At 50.8% G+C, this 15,703-nt stretch carries 16 protein-coding genes; 10 read left to right on the top strand and 6 right to left on the bottom strand.

The window, feature by feature from the left end:
- Window positions 1-40: 40 nt before the first annotated feature.
- Complete coding sequence (locus IOQ59_RS11545) at window positions 41-469, bottom strand: GFA family protein (RefSeq protein WP_193953443.1); 429 nt, start codon at window positions 467-469, stop codon at window positions 41-43.
- Between the two features lie 305 nt (window positions 470-774).
- On the opposite strand from IOQ59_RS11545, the gene IOQ59_RS11540 reads away from it, so the two are divergent.
- Window positions 775-1,755 (top strand): cytochrome-c peroxidase, encoded by a 981-nt coding sequence (locus tag IOQ59_RS11540; protein ID WP_193953442.1) that lies wholly within the window; start codon window positions 775-777, stop codon window positions 1,753-1,755.
- A 71-nt stretch (window positions 1,756-1,826) separates the two neighbouring features.
- Here IOQ59_RS11540 and IOQ59_RS11535 read toward each other — a convergent pair whose 3' ends face one another.
- Window positions 1,827-2,726, bottom strand: a complete 900-nt coding sequence (locus IOQ59_RS11535) for a LysR family transcriptional regulator (protein ID WP_193953441.1) — start codon at window positions 2,724-2,726, stop codon at window positions 1,827-1,829.
- A 112-nt stretch (window positions 2,727-2,838) separates the two neighbouring features.
- On the opposite strand from IOQ59_RS11535, the gene IOQ59_RS11530 reads away from it, so the two are divergent.
- From IOQ59_RS11530 to nfsB, 3 genes are read left to right on the top strand one after another with little or no spacing between them, the layout of a single operon-like run.
- Entirely contained in the window at window positions 2,839-3,354 is a 516-nt protein-coding gene (locus tag IOQ59_RS11530; protein WP_193953440.1) for a VOC family protein, read from the top strand.
- Window positions 3,351-4,454 carry an alkene reductase gene (locus tag IOQ59_RS11525; protein WP_193953439.1) on the top strand — a complete coding sequence of 368 codons (1,104 nt, stop codon included), beginning with the start codon at window positions 3,351-3,353 and terminating at the stop codon, window positions 4,452-4,454. Before IOQ59_RS11530 ends, IOQ59_RS11525 begins: the two co-directional genes overlap by 4 nt.
- Window positions 4,455-4,483: 29 nt before the next feature.
- On the top strand, window positions 4,484-5,137 hold the full coding sequence (gene nfsB, locus IOQ59_RS11520) for an oxygen-insensitive NAD(P)H nitroreductase (protein WP_193953438.1): 654 nt from the start codon (window positions 4,484-4,486) through the stop codon (window positions 5,135-5,137).
- Between the two features lie 58 nt (window positions 5,138-5,195).
- Here the strand turns inward: nfsB and IOQ59_RS11515 are convergent, their stop codons facing one another.
- Entirely contained in the window at window positions 5,196-6,122 is a 927-nt protein-coding gene (locus IOQ59_RS11515) for a LysR family transcriptional regulator ArgP (RefSeq protein WP_228050852.1), read from the bottom strand.
- 110 nt (window positions 6,123-6,232) lie between these two features.
- Between IOQ59_RS11515 and IOQ59_RS11510 the strand changes: the two genes are divergently transcribed.
- From IOQ59_RS11510 to IOQ59_RS11490, 5 genes are all read left to right on the top strand, one after another.
- On the top strand, window positions 6,233-6,856 hold the full coding sequence (locus IOQ59_RS11510) for a LysE/ArgO family amino acid transporter (protein WP_193953437.1): 624 nt from the start codon (window positions 6,233-6,235) through the stop codon (window positions 6,854-6,856).
- Between the two features lie 839 nt (window positions 6,857-7,695).
- Window positions 7,696-8,709, top strand: coding sequence for an amino acid ABC transporter substrate-binding protein (locus tag IOQ59_RS11505; protein WP_371871861.1), 1,014 nt, complete (start codon window positions 7,696-7,698; stop codon window positions 8,707-8,709).
- Between the two features lie 137 nt (window positions 8,710-8,846).
- Window positions 8,847-10,046 carry an amino acid ABC transporter permease gene (locus IOQ59_RS11500; RefSeq protein ID WP_193953435.1) on the top strand — a complete coding sequence of 400 codons (1,200 nt, stop codon included), beginning with the start codon at window positions 8,847-8,849 and terminating at the stop codon, window positions 10,044-10,046.
- 10 nt (window positions 10,047-10,056) lie between these two features.
- Window positions 10,057-11,157: an amino acid ABC transporter permease gene (locus tag IOQ59_RS11495; protein WP_371871859.1), complete on the top strand. Its 1,101-nt coding sequence runs from the start codon at window positions 10,057-10,059 to the stop codon at window positions 11,155-11,157.
- A gap of 18 nt (window positions 11,158-11,175) precedes the next feature.
- Complete coding sequence (locus IOQ59_RS11490) at window positions 11,176-11,937, top strand: amino acid ABC transporter ATP-binding protein (RefSeq protein ID WP_193953434.1); 762 nt, start codon at window positions 11,176-11,178, stop codon at window positions 11,935-11,937.
- 95 nt (window positions 11,938-12,032) lie between these two features.
- On the opposite strand, the gene trhO is transcribed toward IOQ59_RS11490, so the two are convergent.
- Both trhO and IOQ59_RS11480 read right to left on the bottom strand, forming a co-directional pair.
- Entirely contained in the window at window positions 12,033-13,013 is a 981-nt protein-coding gene (gene trhO, locus IOQ59_RS11485; RefSeq protein WP_193953433.1) for an oxygen-dependent tRNA uridine(34) hydroxylase TrhO, read from the bottom strand.
- A gap of 137 nt (window positions 13,014-13,150) precedes the next feature.
- Window positions 13,151-13,654, bottom strand: coding sequence for a GNAT family N-acetyltransferase (locus tag IOQ59_RS11480; RefSeq protein WP_193953432.1), 504 nt, complete (start codon window positions 13,652-13,654; stop codon window positions 13,151-13,153).
- Window positions 13,655-13,924: 270 nt separating this feature from the next.
- Between IOQ59_RS11480 and IOQ59_RS11475 the strand changes: the two genes are divergently transcribed.
- A complete protein-coding gene (locus tag IOQ59_RS11475; protein WP_193953431.1) occupies window positions 13,925-14,740 on the top strand; it encodes a restriction endonuclease in 816 nt (271 codons plus the stop codon).
- A gap of 362 nt (window positions 14,741-15,102) precedes the next feature.
- On the opposite strand, the gene IOQ59_RS11470 is transcribed toward IOQ59_RS11475, so the two are convergent.
- Complete coding sequence (locus IOQ59_RS11470; RefSeq protein ID WP_193953430.1) at window positions 15,103-15,615, bottom strand: GNAT family N-acetyltransferase; 513 nt, start codon at window positions 15,613-15,615, stop codon at window positions 15,103-15,105.
- Window positions 15,616-15,703: the final 88 nt, after the last annotated feature.

Raw genomic sequence — 15,703 nt, 5'->3', positions numbered from 1 at the left:
ACGCTAACGTTGAAGTTACACCCTATCCTCTGCGCCACGTTTAATTCCGTGGCGGCAACTCATCAAAATCGGGCAGATCTGAGGGCGATGTATACCAACTCGCACGGGATGCGCAGAAGATATTCTGCGTCGGTTTGATATCGGGATCATCATCCAGCGTACCGGCTGGAATGACCACCGCCCTGCCCGTTTTGGCTGCCCACGGCAGAGACGATCCACAGCACCGGCAGAACGCGGTCGCGAAGTGTTTGGTATCAGGAGGTGAGTAGGAAACGACATGCTCCCGACCGGCAAGCCAGCGGAACTGATCAGGTTTAACTAACAGATTGGAGGCAAACGCACTGCCGGTGAATTTTCGACAGCGGGAACAGTGACAGTACTGAAAAATCCCCAAACTACCGTTGATCTCATAATGAACCTGACCACACAGGCAACTGCCTGCCGTGATGTTCTCACCTACTTCACTCATATCGGAACACTTCCTCATGGCTGCATGATGGCTAAAAAGAAGATAACCCGATTTTTCAATCAGCACCATATAGCAATGCGCTATCAACCGCATAGCCAAAGCTAATTAACTCAGTTGATGCAGGTCAGATCCGATGAAAGCGGCAAGGACTACTGTGGGGCTGCCGGAAACGGTGTCCCAATAAACAGACGCAGCATCGTATGTTGCTGCAAACGGAAACCCACAGGTGGCCGGACTTCCTTCTCAACTGGCAGGCTGCGTAGGAAACCCAACCACCGTGCGGGCTCACAATGGAGATTTATACCATGAATCGACGATACGGTCTGGCCCTCATCGGCATCCTGACCTCCTCTTCTGCACTGGCAACTGAACCCGTGCAACCCATCGAACCTTATCAAGCAAGCAATCAAGCCAAAGTAGAACTGGGTAAGAAACTCTACTTTGATCCACGACTGTCCAAATCGGGCTTTATCTCCTGCAACTCCTGTCACAACCTGAGTATGGGCGGCACGGATAATATGCCGACCTCGATAGGACACAACTGGGCGCTGGGTCCAATCAACGCACCCACTGTGCTGAACAGCAGTCTTAATCTGGCCCAATTCTGGGACGGCAGAGCAAAAGATCTGCAAGAGCAAGCGGGCGGACCTATCGCCAACCCTAAAGAGATGGGCTTTAGCCATTCTCTGGCGGTCAACGTGCTGGAGACCATCCCCGGTTACAAACAGGCCTTTCAACAGGTGTATACCAATGATCGGATCGGAATTGATCAGGTCACCGATGCCATTGCAGCATTCGAGGAAACACTGGTGACCCCTAACGCCCCATTTGATCAGTTTCTGAAAGGCGATGAATCTGCCATCTCAGACACCGCTAAAGCCGGATACGCTCGCTTTAAATCAGTGGGTTGCACCGCGTGTCACAACGGTCAGGCTCTGGGAGGCAACTCATTCCAGAAGATGGGATTGGTAAAACCCTATAAAACCGACAACGCAGCAGCAGGTCTGTCAGCGGTCACAGGTAAGGAGATCGACCGCTTTAAGTTCAAAGTTCCGACCCTGCGCAACGTTGAACTCACCTACCCCTATTTCCATGACGGAGCGGTGTGGAGTCTGGAGGAGGCTGTTGATGTAATGGCAGAACTTCAGCTGGGACAGAAATTGAAGCAACAGGAGATTGGCGAAATCGTGGCCTTTCTGAAAACCCTCACCGGTGACCAGCCCAACTTCCGTCTGCCACAGCTACCACCATCAACCAATGATACTCCCCGCCCTGATCCGGGCTGATTCTGGTAAAAGCTAACATGTGCAACGCCTGAAGTTTGTGTCTCGCACACGGACTTCAGGTCTCTCGATGTCTACGCACCCAGCTCAGCACAACGCGCAATCAAAAAATCACGTAGTTCACGTACCGCAGGCGTTAGCTGGCGACGATCCACACAGATCATATTCAACGGCGCAGGTTCGCCCTGCCATTCTTCACATAGGCGTACCAGACGACCTGTTTTCAGATCCTCAGCTACATCTAGGCCCGCCTTGTATGCGATACCCTGCCCCGCAAGTGCCCAACGGCGCACCGCATCACCATCATCTGCAACACGATTGCCGGACACCAATACAGAGGTTTCGCCGTCCGCGCCAAAGAACCGCCAACGATCATGGACATACTCACCCACCATAAAACAGAGGCAGTTGTGCGCATCTAGATCGTGCAGGCTTTGTGGCGTACCCACACGTTCAAGGTACTCAGGTGCAGCACACAATACCCGGCGGTTGTTGGCCGCCACCGGAATCGCTACAAAATTGGCATCGGCCGGTTGCCCGTAACGCAACGCGACATCCACCGGTTGGCGAAACACATCCGCGATCCGATCCGACAACTGCAGGCGAATCTCAACATTGGGAAACTGCGCCTGAAACGCATCCAACCACCCGATTACAAGATTCCGGCCCAAATCAGACGGCGCAGACAGCTGAATCACGCCCTGCACCAGCGACCGGCCCGACTGTAACGTTTCAAGACCCTCTCGCATGAGTTGCAATGACTGTTCTGCGTAGCGCAAAAACACCTCGCCTTCCTGCGTTAAGCGCAAGCTGCGGGTAGAGCGGATCACCAATTGCACAGCTAACTCCGCTTCCAAGCGCTTCAGCGCGACACTTGCCGCAGCAGGCGTCAGATCAAGCCGATGCGCTGCAGCGGTAAGGCTGCCGGTTTCTGCAATGCAGATAAAAAACTCAAGATCTTTAAATGCTTTCATTATCAAATCAGATTTGAAACTAATTCGGTTTATAAGCTGTTTTTCAATTTATATATGACTATTAAGATGGCTTCAACGCTAACGAACAGAAGACTTCATTCGAGTATTCATCATGATCCCAAACAACATCGACGGTTTAAGTTGGGCATTTGATCATATCAGCCTGAACACCACGCCAGACGCCAAAGCAGTTACGGACCTGATGACACTCTTTGCATTAGAGGATGGCTTTCGACCGCCGTTTCCGTTTTCCGGACGCTGGTTGTATCAGGAAGACAAGCCAGTGTGGCATCTGATCGTTCAGCCTGAAGGCAACTCTGAATCGGTCCATCTTAACCACATCGCTTTTCGGGGTGTTACGGCCTCTGGTCAGCCCACGGCCAAGCAGACACAAACCGTTATCAACACACTGAAACATCTGAACTTACCGTTCCACACCGCCAATGTGCCGGACGAAGATATGTTGCAGATATTTGTGCGCATCAGCGCCGAGCTGATGATTGAACTGGATTTACCACTTCACTCCACAATAGAACAAACGAAAGCACCCGCGACAGAACACACCATCAAGCCCAGCTATCACTACAGCCCGGACGATCAAACACCCCACGGAGACACTTTCTCATGACCCTCTCTCCCCTGTTCAGCTCACACCAACTTGGCGCTCACTCACTGCCAAACCGGATCGTCATGGCTCCGATGACCCGCTCGCGCACCACGCAACCGGGTGATATTCCGAACGCGATGATGGCCGAATATTATGCCCAACGCGCCAGCGCCGGACTGATCATCAGCGAAGCGACCCAGATCTCACCCCAAGGCAAGGGATACAGCTTTACACCGGGTATCTACAGTCAGGCTCAGATCAACGGCTGGCAACAGGTCACTGATGCAGTTCATCGTGCCGGAGGGCGGATCTTCCTGCAGCTGTGGCATGTGGGCCGCATGTCTCATAAGGTATTCCACAATGGAGAACCGCCCGTTGCGCCGTCTGCACTGGCACCCGATGCTGAGGTGTGGATTGCCGAAGGGGAGTATGCCGGTGAGATGGTCACCTGTCCGACACCCCGCGCGTTGTCTGAAGATGATATAAAAGCGGTGATTGAAGACTACCGTCAGGCGGCGATCAACGCCAAAGACGCCGGGTTTGACGGTGTCGAAATTCATGCGGCCAACGGATATCTGATCGACCAGTTTCTGCGCAGTACATCCAACCAGCGTACAGACCAGTACGGTGGCAACATGACCAACCGACTGCGCTTCCTGAAAGAGGTCATTGACACGGTTGCCGGTGTTATCGGCGCAGACCATGTGGGTGTACGTCTGGCACCTTACATCACCGCACGCGGTATGGACTGCCCGTACGTTATCGAGACGATCCTGACCGCAGCGGAATATCTCAATACAGCGGGTATTGGTTATCTCCATCTGTCAGAAGCCGATTGGGACGACGCGCCACAAATACCAGATGGATTCCGTACCGCTTTACGAGAGACATTCAACGGCACTATTATCGTCGCCGGACGTTATGACAAACCGCGCGCGGAAGCGATTCTGGAAAACGAACACGCGGATCTGGTGGCCTTTGGCCGACCGTTTATTGCCAACCCGGATCTGCCCGATCGACTGGCTCGGAACATCCCGCTCGCTGACTTTGACGCAAACAGCTTATTTGGTGGCGGCATCAGCGGTTACAGCACGTACCCAACAGCAGATATAAATGGCTGAACAGCCGTCTCAACGACAGGAATACAACGATGAACATCGCCCACTTTGCACAAAACCGTCACTCCACCAAAGCCTTCGATCCAACGCTGAAGATCAACGAGGAAACCTTTGAGCAGATCCGCACCCTGCTGCGTTTCAGCCCGTCATCCGTTAACTCTCAGCCTTGGCACTACGTGATTGCCAGCACCGAAGAAGGCAAACAACAGGTCGCCAGTGCAACGTCTGCGGAGTATCCGTACAACGAACCCAAAATCCTGAATGCCTCCCACGTGGTGGTGCTGTGCGCCCGCCAGCAGCTGAACGATGAACACCTGAACAATGTGCTGGAACAGGAAGACCAGGACGGCCGTTTTGCCTCCGAAGACGCCAAACAGACCCAGCATGGCGTGCGTAGCTTCTACTACGACCTGCACAAGTTTGATATGAAAGACACCCAGCACTGGATCGAAAAGCAGGTTTACCTGTCACTCGGTACTCTGCTGTTGGGTGCCTCTACGCTGGAAGTGGATGCCTGCCCAATTGAAGGCTTTGATCCGAAGATTCTGGATAACGCACTGGGCCTGCGTGAGAAAGGTTTAACCAGTCTGGTGGTTGTGGCGTTGGGTTACCGCAGCGAAGCCGACTTTAACGCCTCTTTGCCAAAATCCCGCCTGTCCGCTGAGCAGATCTTCACCGATATCTAATCGCGTCTGCACGTGCTGAACGCGCCGGTGGCATAGACACCACTGGCGCTTTACCGATCTAACCCGGATGGGTCAAATCAGGATGATCATCAAAACTGTCCAGATGAACATCTGCCGCATCGGTCAGACAATGGGTCAGGGATTTCGCCAGATCTGATTTCAGGTTCCAGACATGCCAATAGAGCGGAATCGCCAGATAACGCCCCGGCGTCATATCCACCGCTTTACCCGCCGCAACCATCTCCCGGCTCTGCTGATCCGGCACCATACCGCAGGCATATCCACGCAAAATCATCTCAAAAAATGTCACGGATGACGGGATACGATGACGGGGATAATCCCCCGGCGCGACATCAAAAAACTTCTCCAGATAGCGGTTCTGCAACTCATCTTTGTTGTTAAACTCTGCCACCGGCGCACGGAAAAAACCGGCCGCATCCACCCCATCGGGAAAGTAACGGGCGATATACTCAGGGCTGGCGAGGCAGCGATACGGCGTCACACCCAGCGGGATACAGCTACACCCCTGCATCGCTTCCGGGCTGGCCGTAATACATCCCAGCACCTCTCCGGTACGCAGCAGGTGGTGCGTCTGATCCTGATCGTCCACCTTCATATCCAGCAACAATTGGCGCTCGTTCAGCAGCGGTGCCATCGCATCCAGAAACCAGGTTTCCAGACTATCAGCGTTCACCCCAATCGACACTTTGGTGTAGCCACTTTGTTGCTCCAATGACAATTCGTCCATCAGCTCGTTCTGCAACATACTGACCTGACGAAAGTACTTTACCGCCTGCTGACCCGCCCGCGTGGCCTGTATCGGATTAGATCGCACCACCAGCGTTTGGCCCAGCTTCTCCTCCAACTGGCGCAAACGCTGAGAGACCGCCGACTGCGTGATGTGCAGCTTACGCGCCGCTTTTTCAAAACTCTGTTCCTCAATGATTGCAGCCAAGGCCGCCATCTGACGCAGATCCAGCACCATTAATCTCTCTTATCAAACATCAATAACATTAGTTTTACTTACTTTACCGCCTGACTGAGAATAGCGCCATCCCTATTGCACCTTGTTTACAGCCGTTTTGAGGAAAGCAGATGACTCTGTTGATGACAGCCCAATTGTTGGCCTTGTTTAAAGGTTTAGCTACCAGCGCCGGACTGATCGTGGCGATTGGTGCGCAGAATGCGTTTGTGCTGACACAAGGACTGCGTCGTGAATACCACTGGCCAATCGCCGGTATATGCAGCTTTTTCGATGCGCTGTTTATTACACTGGGCATCGCAGGTATGGGGGCCTTAGTCTCAGAATCACCAACCCTGCTTTCCATCACCCAATGGGGCGGCGCACTGTTTCTTGGCTGGTATGGCTTACGCTCTTTCCGGGCCGCATTTCAGGACAATAGCCTGAAGAGTGAAAGCCGTGGCATCCGCAATCTCACACATGCGATCCTGACAACACTGACGATCACGTTGCTGAATCCACATGTCTATCTGGATACCGTGGTACTGATCGGCAGCATCGGTGGACAGCAAGCGCCCGACGAGCGTATCTGGTTTGCCGCCGGGGCGATCAGTTTTTCGTTTATCTGGTTTTTCCTGCTCAGCTTTGGCGCGCGTTGGTTAGCCCCGCTATTTGCGAAGCCAATCGCATGGCGCATTTTAGATATGTGTGTTGCCCTGATGATGTGGTCGATCGCAGCCAGCCTGATCTTTTCCTGAGGGAAAAGCTCACAAACGGAGATTGGCTCATTCACCTTGTAGCAGCCCTCTTCTATGCCCTTCAGGGTGCCGAGGGCGACTTGATGGATAGATAACTAATGTTGCTATCAGTATCCGGAAGGCATAAAAGACCACGACTACGAGATCCAAAATAAAACATCATTGGGCAATGCCCGACGATATTTTAATTCACTCAAACCAAATCCTTCAAAAAAACAAATTCAAATCTATAAACAACCACTCGACTGTTAATCAACTATAAACCCCACCTAAAAACAAAAACACAAGCTGAACTTTTATGTCACTTATCGTGAACAAAAATGTCACTCTCAAACTAATTAGAATCTGAAACAATCTAATTGCCTTATCATCTCAATCGATATTTTATATCGAGACGCCCTGTTTGACAGGCAACACCTGAAGCCTCCATGCGCCCAAAACCCTCAAAAACAGACCGAAACACCGCTTATAGCTGACAATTCGCTCAACAACTGGGGATTAAGGCGTACAAATATTTCTTAAAATAAACGCCCTCCTATTGTGCATCCGCACTAATAATTTTCACCAAACCACCACAGAAAGCCACACCCACCGCACTCAAAGCCTGCACCAACATAATGCTGCAAACGCACATTAATTGTGCCCTCTAATAATATTTCATGGTTTTTAAATTAACGTATTTTCAAATAGGAAATTATCCACTAATCTAATTTAAGTCTTTAAAACAGTGCCGACAAATAAGATCTCCATCTTTCACAAAACGGTTCAGTTTGAGCGACTTACACAGAAAAAAAATAAATAACACAGCATCCACAGGTCATTCGAGGTCGTAGTACATGATGAGAAAAGTAGCATTTGCTTCAGTCGCAGCGTCAATGTTCTTTGCTACATCTGCCTATGCAGCAAGCACATTGGAAACAGTCAAAGAACGCGATCACATCCTTTGTGGTGTCACCAGCGGCGTACCCGGATTCTCGGTCCCGGATGACAAAGGGGAATGGAAAGGTCTCGATGTGGATCTCTGCCGAGCTGTCTCCGCAGCCGTACTAGGCGACAACACCAAAGTTAAATACATCCCGCTGACCGCCAAAGAACGTTTTACCGCATTAGCGTCAGGTGAGATCGATGTACTGTCTCGCGTGACCACCTGGACACTGAGCCGTGATAGTCAGCTGGGCATCAACTTTGCCGGCGTAAACTATTACGACGGTCAGGGTTTCATGGTGAAGAAAGATCTGGGCCTGAAAAGCGTGAAAGAACTGGACGGTGCCACCGTCTGCGTTCAGTCCGGTACGACCACTGAGCTGAACATGGCCGACTACTTCCGTTCTCACGGCCTGTCTCATACACCGGTTGTGTTTGATACCAACGAGCAGGCGTCTGCCAGTTTCGACAGCGGTCGTTGTGATGCATTTACCACCGACCTGTCTCAGGCATACGGTCTGCGTACCCGCATGAAAGACCCAAGCTCTGTTGTCGCTCTGCCTGAAGTAATCTCCAAAGAGCCACTGGGTCCGGTTGTTCGACAGGGTGACGATCAGTGGTTCAACATCGTGAAGTGGTCACTGAATGCGATGCTGAACGCTGAAGAACTGGGCGTTAACTCCGGCAATGTGGATGAAATGAAGTCCTCTACCAATCCGAATATCCAGCGTTTGCTGGGCGGATCAGCCGGTCTGGCGAAAGGTCTCGGTATCAGCGAAGACTGGGGTTACCAGATTGTTAAGCAGGTGGGTAACTACGGCGAAGCCTTCGACCGTAACGTGGGTAAAGACTCTCCACTGAACATCGACCGTGGTATCAACAAACTGTGGAATCAGGGTGGTTTGCAGTACGCACCACCGATCCGCTAAGCGCGGTATAAATCTGCACCTCATTCAGCCTCACTCGTGGGGCTGACGGGGAAGGGTTTATGCTGCTGACGCATAAACGCCTTCTCCGAACCGTTGTATGACGTTCCCCCTGATGTAAGGGGCTGCGGAGAAGGTATATGTCCACAGAGAAGTCCCAGCACAAACCACCCCCGCCGCCGGAAAACAGTACCAAGTTCTGGCATGATCCAAAAAAACGCGCCGTACTCTTTCAGCTACTGCTGGTCGGCACCCTTCTACTCTTTGTTCTGTACATCGTCTCCAATACCCTCAACAACCTCGATGCCCGTGGCATCACCACCGGTTTTGGTTTTCTGAGTGAAACCGCCGGTTTTGGTATCCCGCTTTCACTGATCGAATACAGTGAGACCGCTACTTACGGCCGTACTTTTGTTGTCGGCTTACTCAATACGATTCTGGTTGCGGTGTTAGGGATTATCGCGGCCACCGTGCTCGGCTTTATGCTGGGTATCGCACGGCTATCGGACAACTGGATCATCTCCCGACTAGCCGCTCTTTATATCGAAACTTTTCGTAATATCCCGCTGCTGCTTCAGATGTTCTTCTGGTACTTCGCGGTATTACGCACACTGCCTTCTCCCCGCCAGAGTGTGGAATTTTTAGGCAGTTACCTGAATATCCGTGGTCTTTCGATGCCTGCCCCCGTCACCGAGAATGGCTTCTCCTTCGTGGTGATTATGTTTATCGCGGGGATTGTGGCAACCTGGCTACTCTCCCGCTGGGCGGATAAACGCCATGACGAAACCGGCAAGACCTTCCCAACCATCTGGGCCGGTTTAGGACTCATTGTGGGTTTACCGTTGCTGGCCTTTTTCGTGGCAGGCATGCCGGTCTCACTGGACCATCCCGAACTGAAAGGCTTTAACTTCAAAGGCGGTATGACCATCATTCCTGAGCTGGTTGCCCTATGGCTTGCCCTCAGTATCTATACTGCAGCATTTATCGCAGAAACCGTACGTGCCGGTATTCTTGCAGTACCCAACGGCCAGCTGGAAGCCGCTTCCGCATTGGGTCTGCCTAAAGTCCGCACCCTGCGACTGATCGTCATTCCACAGGCGATGCGGGTCATTATTCCGCCGCTTACCAGTCAATATCTCAACCTGACAAAGAACTCGTCACTGGCAACCGCAATCGGTTATCCCGATCTGGTCTCGGTGTTCGCAGGAACCACCCTGAACCAAACGGGACAGGCCATTGAGGTGATCATGATGACGATGGCGGTCTACCTGACGCTCAGCATCCTGACCTCAATATTCATGAACTGGTACAACAAGCGCATGTCGCTGGTTGAGCGATAGGAGAGCCGACGTGAAATACGATTCTCAACCTACTCTGCCCGCGCCAGCCAGCACCATTGGCGCAGTCGGCTGGATGCGTAAGCATCTGTTTAATGGCCCGATCAACACCATCGCCACGCTGGTACTCGGCTATTTCAGTATTATCTTCCTCTGGCCGGTACTGGACTGGTCTCTGCTCAGTGCCGACTGGATCGGCACCACCCGTAACGACTGCACCAGCGATGGTGCATGCTGGGTTTTTATTGGCCAGCGTCTTGATCAGTTTTTATACGGCTTTTATCCCGAGGCAGAAACCTGGCGTTTAGACACCGCCTTCTTCATCCTCGCCGCCTTGATCGCATGGCTGATCATCCCCAGCACACCGCGTAAAGGCTGGGTCGCCACATTCACCCTCGTCATTTTCCCGATCATCGCCTTCATTCTGCTCAGCGGCGGCTACTTCGGCCTCGAAACTGTCGAAACCCATAAATGGGGTGGCTTAAGTCTGACGTTGGTACTGGCGGTGGTGGGTATTGTCGCCGCCCTGCCGTTTGGCGTGTTGCTCGCCTTGGGCCGACAGTCGGATATGCCCATCGTACGATCCCTGTCCGTGGTCTATATCGAGATCTGGCGTGGCGTACCGCTGATCACCGTGCTCTTTATGGCCTCGGTGATGCTGCCCCTGTTCTTCCCTGAAGGCATGACCTTCGACAAACTGCTCAGAGCACTGATCGGTATCACCCTGTTCCAGTCGGCGTACATGGCCGAGGTGGTGCGCGGTGGTTTACAGGCGATCCCCAAAGGACAGTATGAAGCCGCCGATGCATTGGGTTTAGGCTACTGGCAGAAGATGATCATGATCATCCTGCCACAGGCACTGAAGCTGATGATTCCGGGTATCGTAAACACCTTTATCGCGCTGTTTAAAGACACCAGTCTGGTGCTGATTATCGGGCTGTTCGACCTGCTGGCGATCATGCAAGCCTCCGCCAACGATCCCAACTGGATCGGTTTCTCAACGGAGGGTTATGTCTTTGTTGCCTTAGTGTTCTGGGTATTCTGTTTTGGTATGTCCCGTTACAGCATGCATTTGGAAAAACGTCTGCACACCGGCCACAGTAACCGTGCCTGATCTTTGGAGAGTAAACACATGAGCGAAGTACAAAAACAAGAAGATCAGCTGGCCATTGAGATCCGTGATCTGAACAAGTGGTACGGTGAGTTCCACGTCCTGAAAAACATCAACCTTCAGGTACAAAAAGGGGAACGTATCGTAATCTGCGGCCCATCCGGTTCCGGTAAATCCACCATGATCCGCTGTATTAACCGGTTGGAAGAACACCAGCAGGGCGAGATCATTGTGAACGGTGTACCGCTGGTTGAAGACGTGAAAAAGATCGAGGCGATCCGTAAAGACGTGGGTATGGTATTCCAGCACTTCAACCTGTTCCCCCACCTCACGGTACTGGAGAACTGTGTACTGGCACCGATCTGGGTGAAGAAAGTGCCGCGTAAGGAAGCCGAAGCTACCGCCATGAAATACCTGGAGCGCGTCAAGATTCCTGAGCAGGCGCTGAAATTTCCCGGCCAGCTCTCTGGCGGCCAGCAACAGCGTGTCGCCATCGCCCGTTCCCTGTGTATGAATCCCGATGTGATGCTGTTCGATGAACCTACCTCGGCCCTTGATCCCGAGATGATCAAAGAGGTACTGGACGTAATGATCGAACTGGCACAGGAAGGGATGACCATGCTCTGCGTGACACACGAGATGGGCTTTGCCAAAACCGTGGCCGACCGGGTTATCTTTATGGATGCCGGGCAGATCGTCGAAGAAAATGAGCCGGAAACGTTCTTCAATCATCCGGAACATGAGCGTACCCAGTTGTTCCTAAGTCAGATTCTAAACCACTAATACCGGATCAGACCGACACACACAAAAACGCCCGACCTGTTTTCACGGGTCGGGCGTTTTTATCTAATCTAACCTAATCAGTCTAGTCTGCTAAATCAGCTTTTCTCTTGCTGACTTTCGCGCTTTTTCTGCTTCAGTTCGCGGTGTTTAGCGATAGTGTCCACCACCTCAGCACCCAAGTGAGCTTCACCGCGTTTTTCAGCCAGCTTAATCTGCAACTGACGCTGTTCAAAACGCTGACGCTGCTCTTCACTCAGGTCGTCAAAACAGTGCGGGCAACTCACACCCAACACATATTTCTCGTGCTGCATATCTTCAGCGGTCAGCGGTAAACGACAGGCGTGGCACTGATCATAACTGCCTTTTTCGAGCTGATGGTTGACGGTGATGCGGTTATCAAAAACAAAGCACTCACCTTCCCACATCGTATTATCTTCAGGAACTTCCTCAAGATATTTTAAGATGCCACCTTCCAGATGGTATACCTCATCAAACCCCTGCTCTTTCAGATACGCCGTGGATTTTTCACAACGGATACCACCGGTACAGAACATCGCCACCTTGCGGTTTTTTTCCGGGTCCAGATTCTCTTTAACGTACTGCGGAAACTCACGGAAGGTATCCGTTTCAGGGTTGATCGCACCCTTAAAAGTACCCACCTGAACTTCATAGTCGTTACGGGTATCAACCAGCACCACATCCGGATCGGAGATCAGCGCATTCCAGTCCTTGGGTTTGACGTAAGTACCCACTACACGCTTAGGGTCGATACCCTCAACGCCCATGGTCACAATCTCTTTCTTCAGCTTCACCTTGGTACGCAGGAACGGATTGCTGTCATCGAGGGATTCTTTGTAACCGATATCCGCCAAACGCGAGTCGCTCTGCAACCATGCCAGCAATGTATCAATCCCCTCACGGGAACCGGCCACCGTACCGTTAATACCTTCGCGTGCCAGCAGCAAGGTACCGCGCACACCGTTATCCTGCATCACGTTACGCAACGGTTCACGCAACGCTTCAAAATCTTCCAGCACGACAAATTTGTACATCGCGCACACTACAACTTGAGACATAACTTTTCCTCGGCGAGCCGGAACGTAAATCCGGTGCCAATTGAATCGATAATTTGAGGGCGCGATTATACACGGATAACGAGGGCGCGGTTCTTCTCAAGCCGCACGTATGAACGTTTTTCAACCAGCGCTATGCATCAGGCAAACGGCAGGCAGTAACGCACTTCATACACATCAGGCCCCAACCATTCAGGGTCATCACGTCGGCAACCGTCCAACAACATCCCATGACGTACATAAAATGCCTGCGCCGGACCGTTACCATCCAACGTCCACAACAACATCCCTGTATGCCCATTGGACTTCAGGTGATCGATAGCGTGCGCAAACAACCTATGCCCCGCGCCTTTGCCAATACAGGACGGTGATAGATACAAGTGGTACAGCTCACCAAATTCTGCGGGCGGAGACTGGATATCACGTGGCTGGCAGGTGTGGTTAAAACCGACAATCTCATCATCTTCTACCAACACATGAATATCGTCAGAGACAAACCAGACCTGCCACTTTTCCAGCATCGACTCTGGCGTTGTCGCATCCAGAATAGGTTTGGGTAACAAAGCGCCATAAGCGTTATGCCAGCCTTGGGCGTGAATACGGGCGATGATAGGTAGGTCTTGTAGGTTAGCTGAACGGATCATGTTGGCTGCTCTTCGGATGGCCGGAATACGAGGTCAGGAAATCAGATGACTGTGTATCTGATTTCACATCAATAGGCCTCGAATAAAAAGGTCCAGCGTTCCCTAAAGTAATAGAACCAATATGCGTTAAATTGCTCATGGGGGGCTTGCGAACAAGTCTTTTAGGCTACACTAAAGCCCGCATAACATGGGAAGAGACTAGACAAGTTTTGGAGTTAGCCGCACCATCCCTAATGAACGCAGCCAACGGATACAAAGGGACATATACAAATGAAAGAAAGCATTCTTATATGGCACTCTAAGCATTCAGCTGCCTGTGGCACTGCACACACTGATCCTTATTGCATATGGTGTGATAGCAAAATTCTTTGGGATGCATACGGAACTGGAAAATCATCGTATTATTTTGCTATGTGTCCACTATGTGGATGGAAAGGTGTTAGGGCGGTAAAAGAGTTTTCAGACAAACATGTACGTCCCATCGAAACGTTCAAACAGACATACCTAAGAGACCTGGATTTTAAACCTGACAACCCCGCCCTTGTCGAAACCAGAGCCTATTTTGATAACAACACATCAAATATGCTCACTATGCCCTGGGGGGAAGTTGAAAATTCAGTAAAACATATCTATTTAGACACTGGATATGACATACAACTCACCGCTAAAACAAAAGATGACAGTTCAAATCTAGTATTACTAAATAACGGAGAGAGAACTGAAATCATAACGTGTAGAAAGCAAGAAAACGAAAAAATAATCTGTATAGAAAACCCCAAAAGACTCATCGGAATTTGCATTGATTGGAATGTAAAAAAAGTTGCCTTTGTGACTACTTCAGAGACTGATACTACCATTTCAAGAAATCAAGAAAACTATTTCAATACAGCACATATAGCTGATTTCTCAGTAGCCTCCGAGTTACTTTCAGAGCTATCCAGCTATAATAAAAACCTTCCTTGCCTGGACGCAATAAATAAAAAACAAACGAATGAAATCATTGAAAACAATACTCACCTATTTGACATATCACGTCCCAATAAGGATTGTTTTAAAAATTATGCAAGCCCTCTAATATTAGGTTAATTCAGAGAACAATGGTGCTTGAAAGTTTTTCATTTGATCAGCCAGAGGTGAAATTATGGACAGAGTAATAATGGTGGTGACCCGTTATGGAGAACGGCACGAAGAGGGATACAGTGCTGCTGGCGAAGCAATAGAGACTGCGACTTATTACATTCGCACGAATAGATATGGTGTATTGAGCATATCGGCGTACGGTCAAACTTTATGGAAAAATGATTGCTACCTGTCCCAAGATGAAAAAATCCAGCAGCTATCCGCTTTGGCCGACGTCGCCGATTCTATGGTCGATAAGATCGAAGCTACGAGGTCAGCGTTTCTATAGTCGATAAGGTCGAAGCTAAAAGAAAAGAGCTGAATAGACTCTACAATCCTAACCCGATACGAAAATAATTATGCCTGACACCTTTTTGACCTTCCAACCATTCAGGATCATCGAGTCGGCCACCGTCCATCGACATCCCATTACGTTCATAAAACGCCTTCGCCGGACCGTTACCATCCAGCGTCCACAACAACATCCCCTTATCGCCTTTGGACTTCAGGTGATCAATAGCGTGCGTAAACAACCTATGCCCCGCCCCTTTACCATTGCTGGATGGCGACAGATACAGATGGTACAGCTTACCAAACCCTGAGGGCGGATTCTGGATATTGCGTGGCTGGCAGGTGTGGTAAAAACCAACAATCTCATCATCCTCTACCAACACATAAATATCATCAGAGACAAACCAACCCTGCCACTTCTCCAGCATCGAATCGGGCGTTGTTGCGCCCAGAATAGGCTTCGGTAACAAAGCACCATAGGCGTTATACCAACCTTCAGCGTGAATGCGGGCGATGACAGGTAGGTCTTGTAGTGTAACTGGACGGATCATATTGGCTGCTCTTCGGATGGCCGGAATAGGAGGTCAGAAAATCAGATGACTGTGCATCTGATTTCATATCAAAGGGCCTCAAATAAAC

Source organism: Pontibacterium sinense (genome assembly GCF_015209595.1).
Taxonomy (GTDB): Bacteria; Pseudomonadota; Gammaproteobacteria; order Pseudomonadales; family Balneatricaceae; genus Pontibacterium; species Pontibacterium sinense.
The sequence above is the reverse complement of the archived record's forward strand: the minus strand, read 5'-3'. Positions and strand labels throughout refer to the sequence as shown.

Excerpts from the sequence above, each read along its gene's own strand:
- IOQ59_RS11545 (WP_193953443.1), bottom strand. The coding sequence starts at position 469 with ATGAGTGAAGTAGGTGAGAACATCACGGCAGGCAGTTGCCTGTGTGGT.
- IOQ59_RS11540 (WP_193953442.1), top strand. The coding sequence starts at position 775 with ATGAATCGACGATACGGTCTGGCCCTCATCGGCATCCTGACCTCCTCT.
- IOQ59_RS11535 (WP_193953441.1), bottom strand. The coding sequence starts at position 2,726 with ATGAAAGCATTTAAAGATCTTGAGTTTTTTATCTGCATTGCAGAAACC.
- IOQ59_RS11530 (WP_193953440.1), top strand. The coding sequence starts at position 2,839 with ATGATCCCAAACAACATCGACGGTTTAAGTTGGGCATTTGATCATATC.
- IOQ59_RS11525 (WP_193953439.1), top strand. The coding sequence starts at position 3,351 with ATGACCCTCTCTCCCCTGTTCAGCTCACACCAACTTGGCGCTCACTCA.
- nfsB (WP_193953438.1), top strand. The coding sequence starts at position 4,484 with ATGAACATCGCCCACTTTGCACAAAACCGTCACTCCACCAAAGCCTTC.
- IOQ59_RS11515 (WP_228050852.1), bottom strand. The coding sequence starts at position 6,122 with ATGGTGCTGGATCTGCGTCAGATGGCGGCCTTGGCTGCAATCATTGAG.
- IOQ59_RS11510 (WP_193953437.1), top strand. The coding sequence starts at position 6,233 with ATGACTCTGTTGATGACAGCCCAATTGTTGGCCTTGTTTAAAGGTTTA.
- IOQ59_RS11505 (WP_371871861.1), top strand. The coding sequence starts at position 7,696 with ATGAGAAAAGTAGCATTTGCTTCAGTCGCAGCGTCAATGTTCTTTGCT.
- IOQ59_RS11500 (WP_193953435.1), top strand. The coding sequence starts at position 8,847 with ATGTCCACAGAGAAGTCCCAGCACAAACCACCCCCGCCGCCGGAAAAC.
- IOQ59_RS11490 (WP_193953434.1), top strand. The coding sequence starts at position 11,176 with ATGAGCGAAGTACAAAAACAAGAAGATCAGCTGGCCATTGAGATCCGT.
- trhO (WP_193953433.1), bottom strand. The coding sequence starts at position 13,013 with ATGTCTCAAGTTGTAGTGTGCGCGATGTACAAATTTGTCGTGCTGGAA.
- IOQ59_RS11480 (WP_193953432.1), bottom strand. The coding sequence starts at position 13,654 with ATGATCCGTTCAGCTAACCTACAAGACCTACCTATCATCGCCCGTATT.
- IOQ59_RS11475 (WP_193953431.1), top strand. The coding sequence starts at position 13,925 with ATGAAAGAAAGCATTCTTATATGGCACTCTAAGCATTCAGCTGCCTGT.
- IOQ59_RS11470 (WP_193953430.1), bottom strand. The coding sequence starts at position 15,615 with ATGATCCGTCCAGTTACACTACAAGACCTACCTGTCATCGCCCGCATT.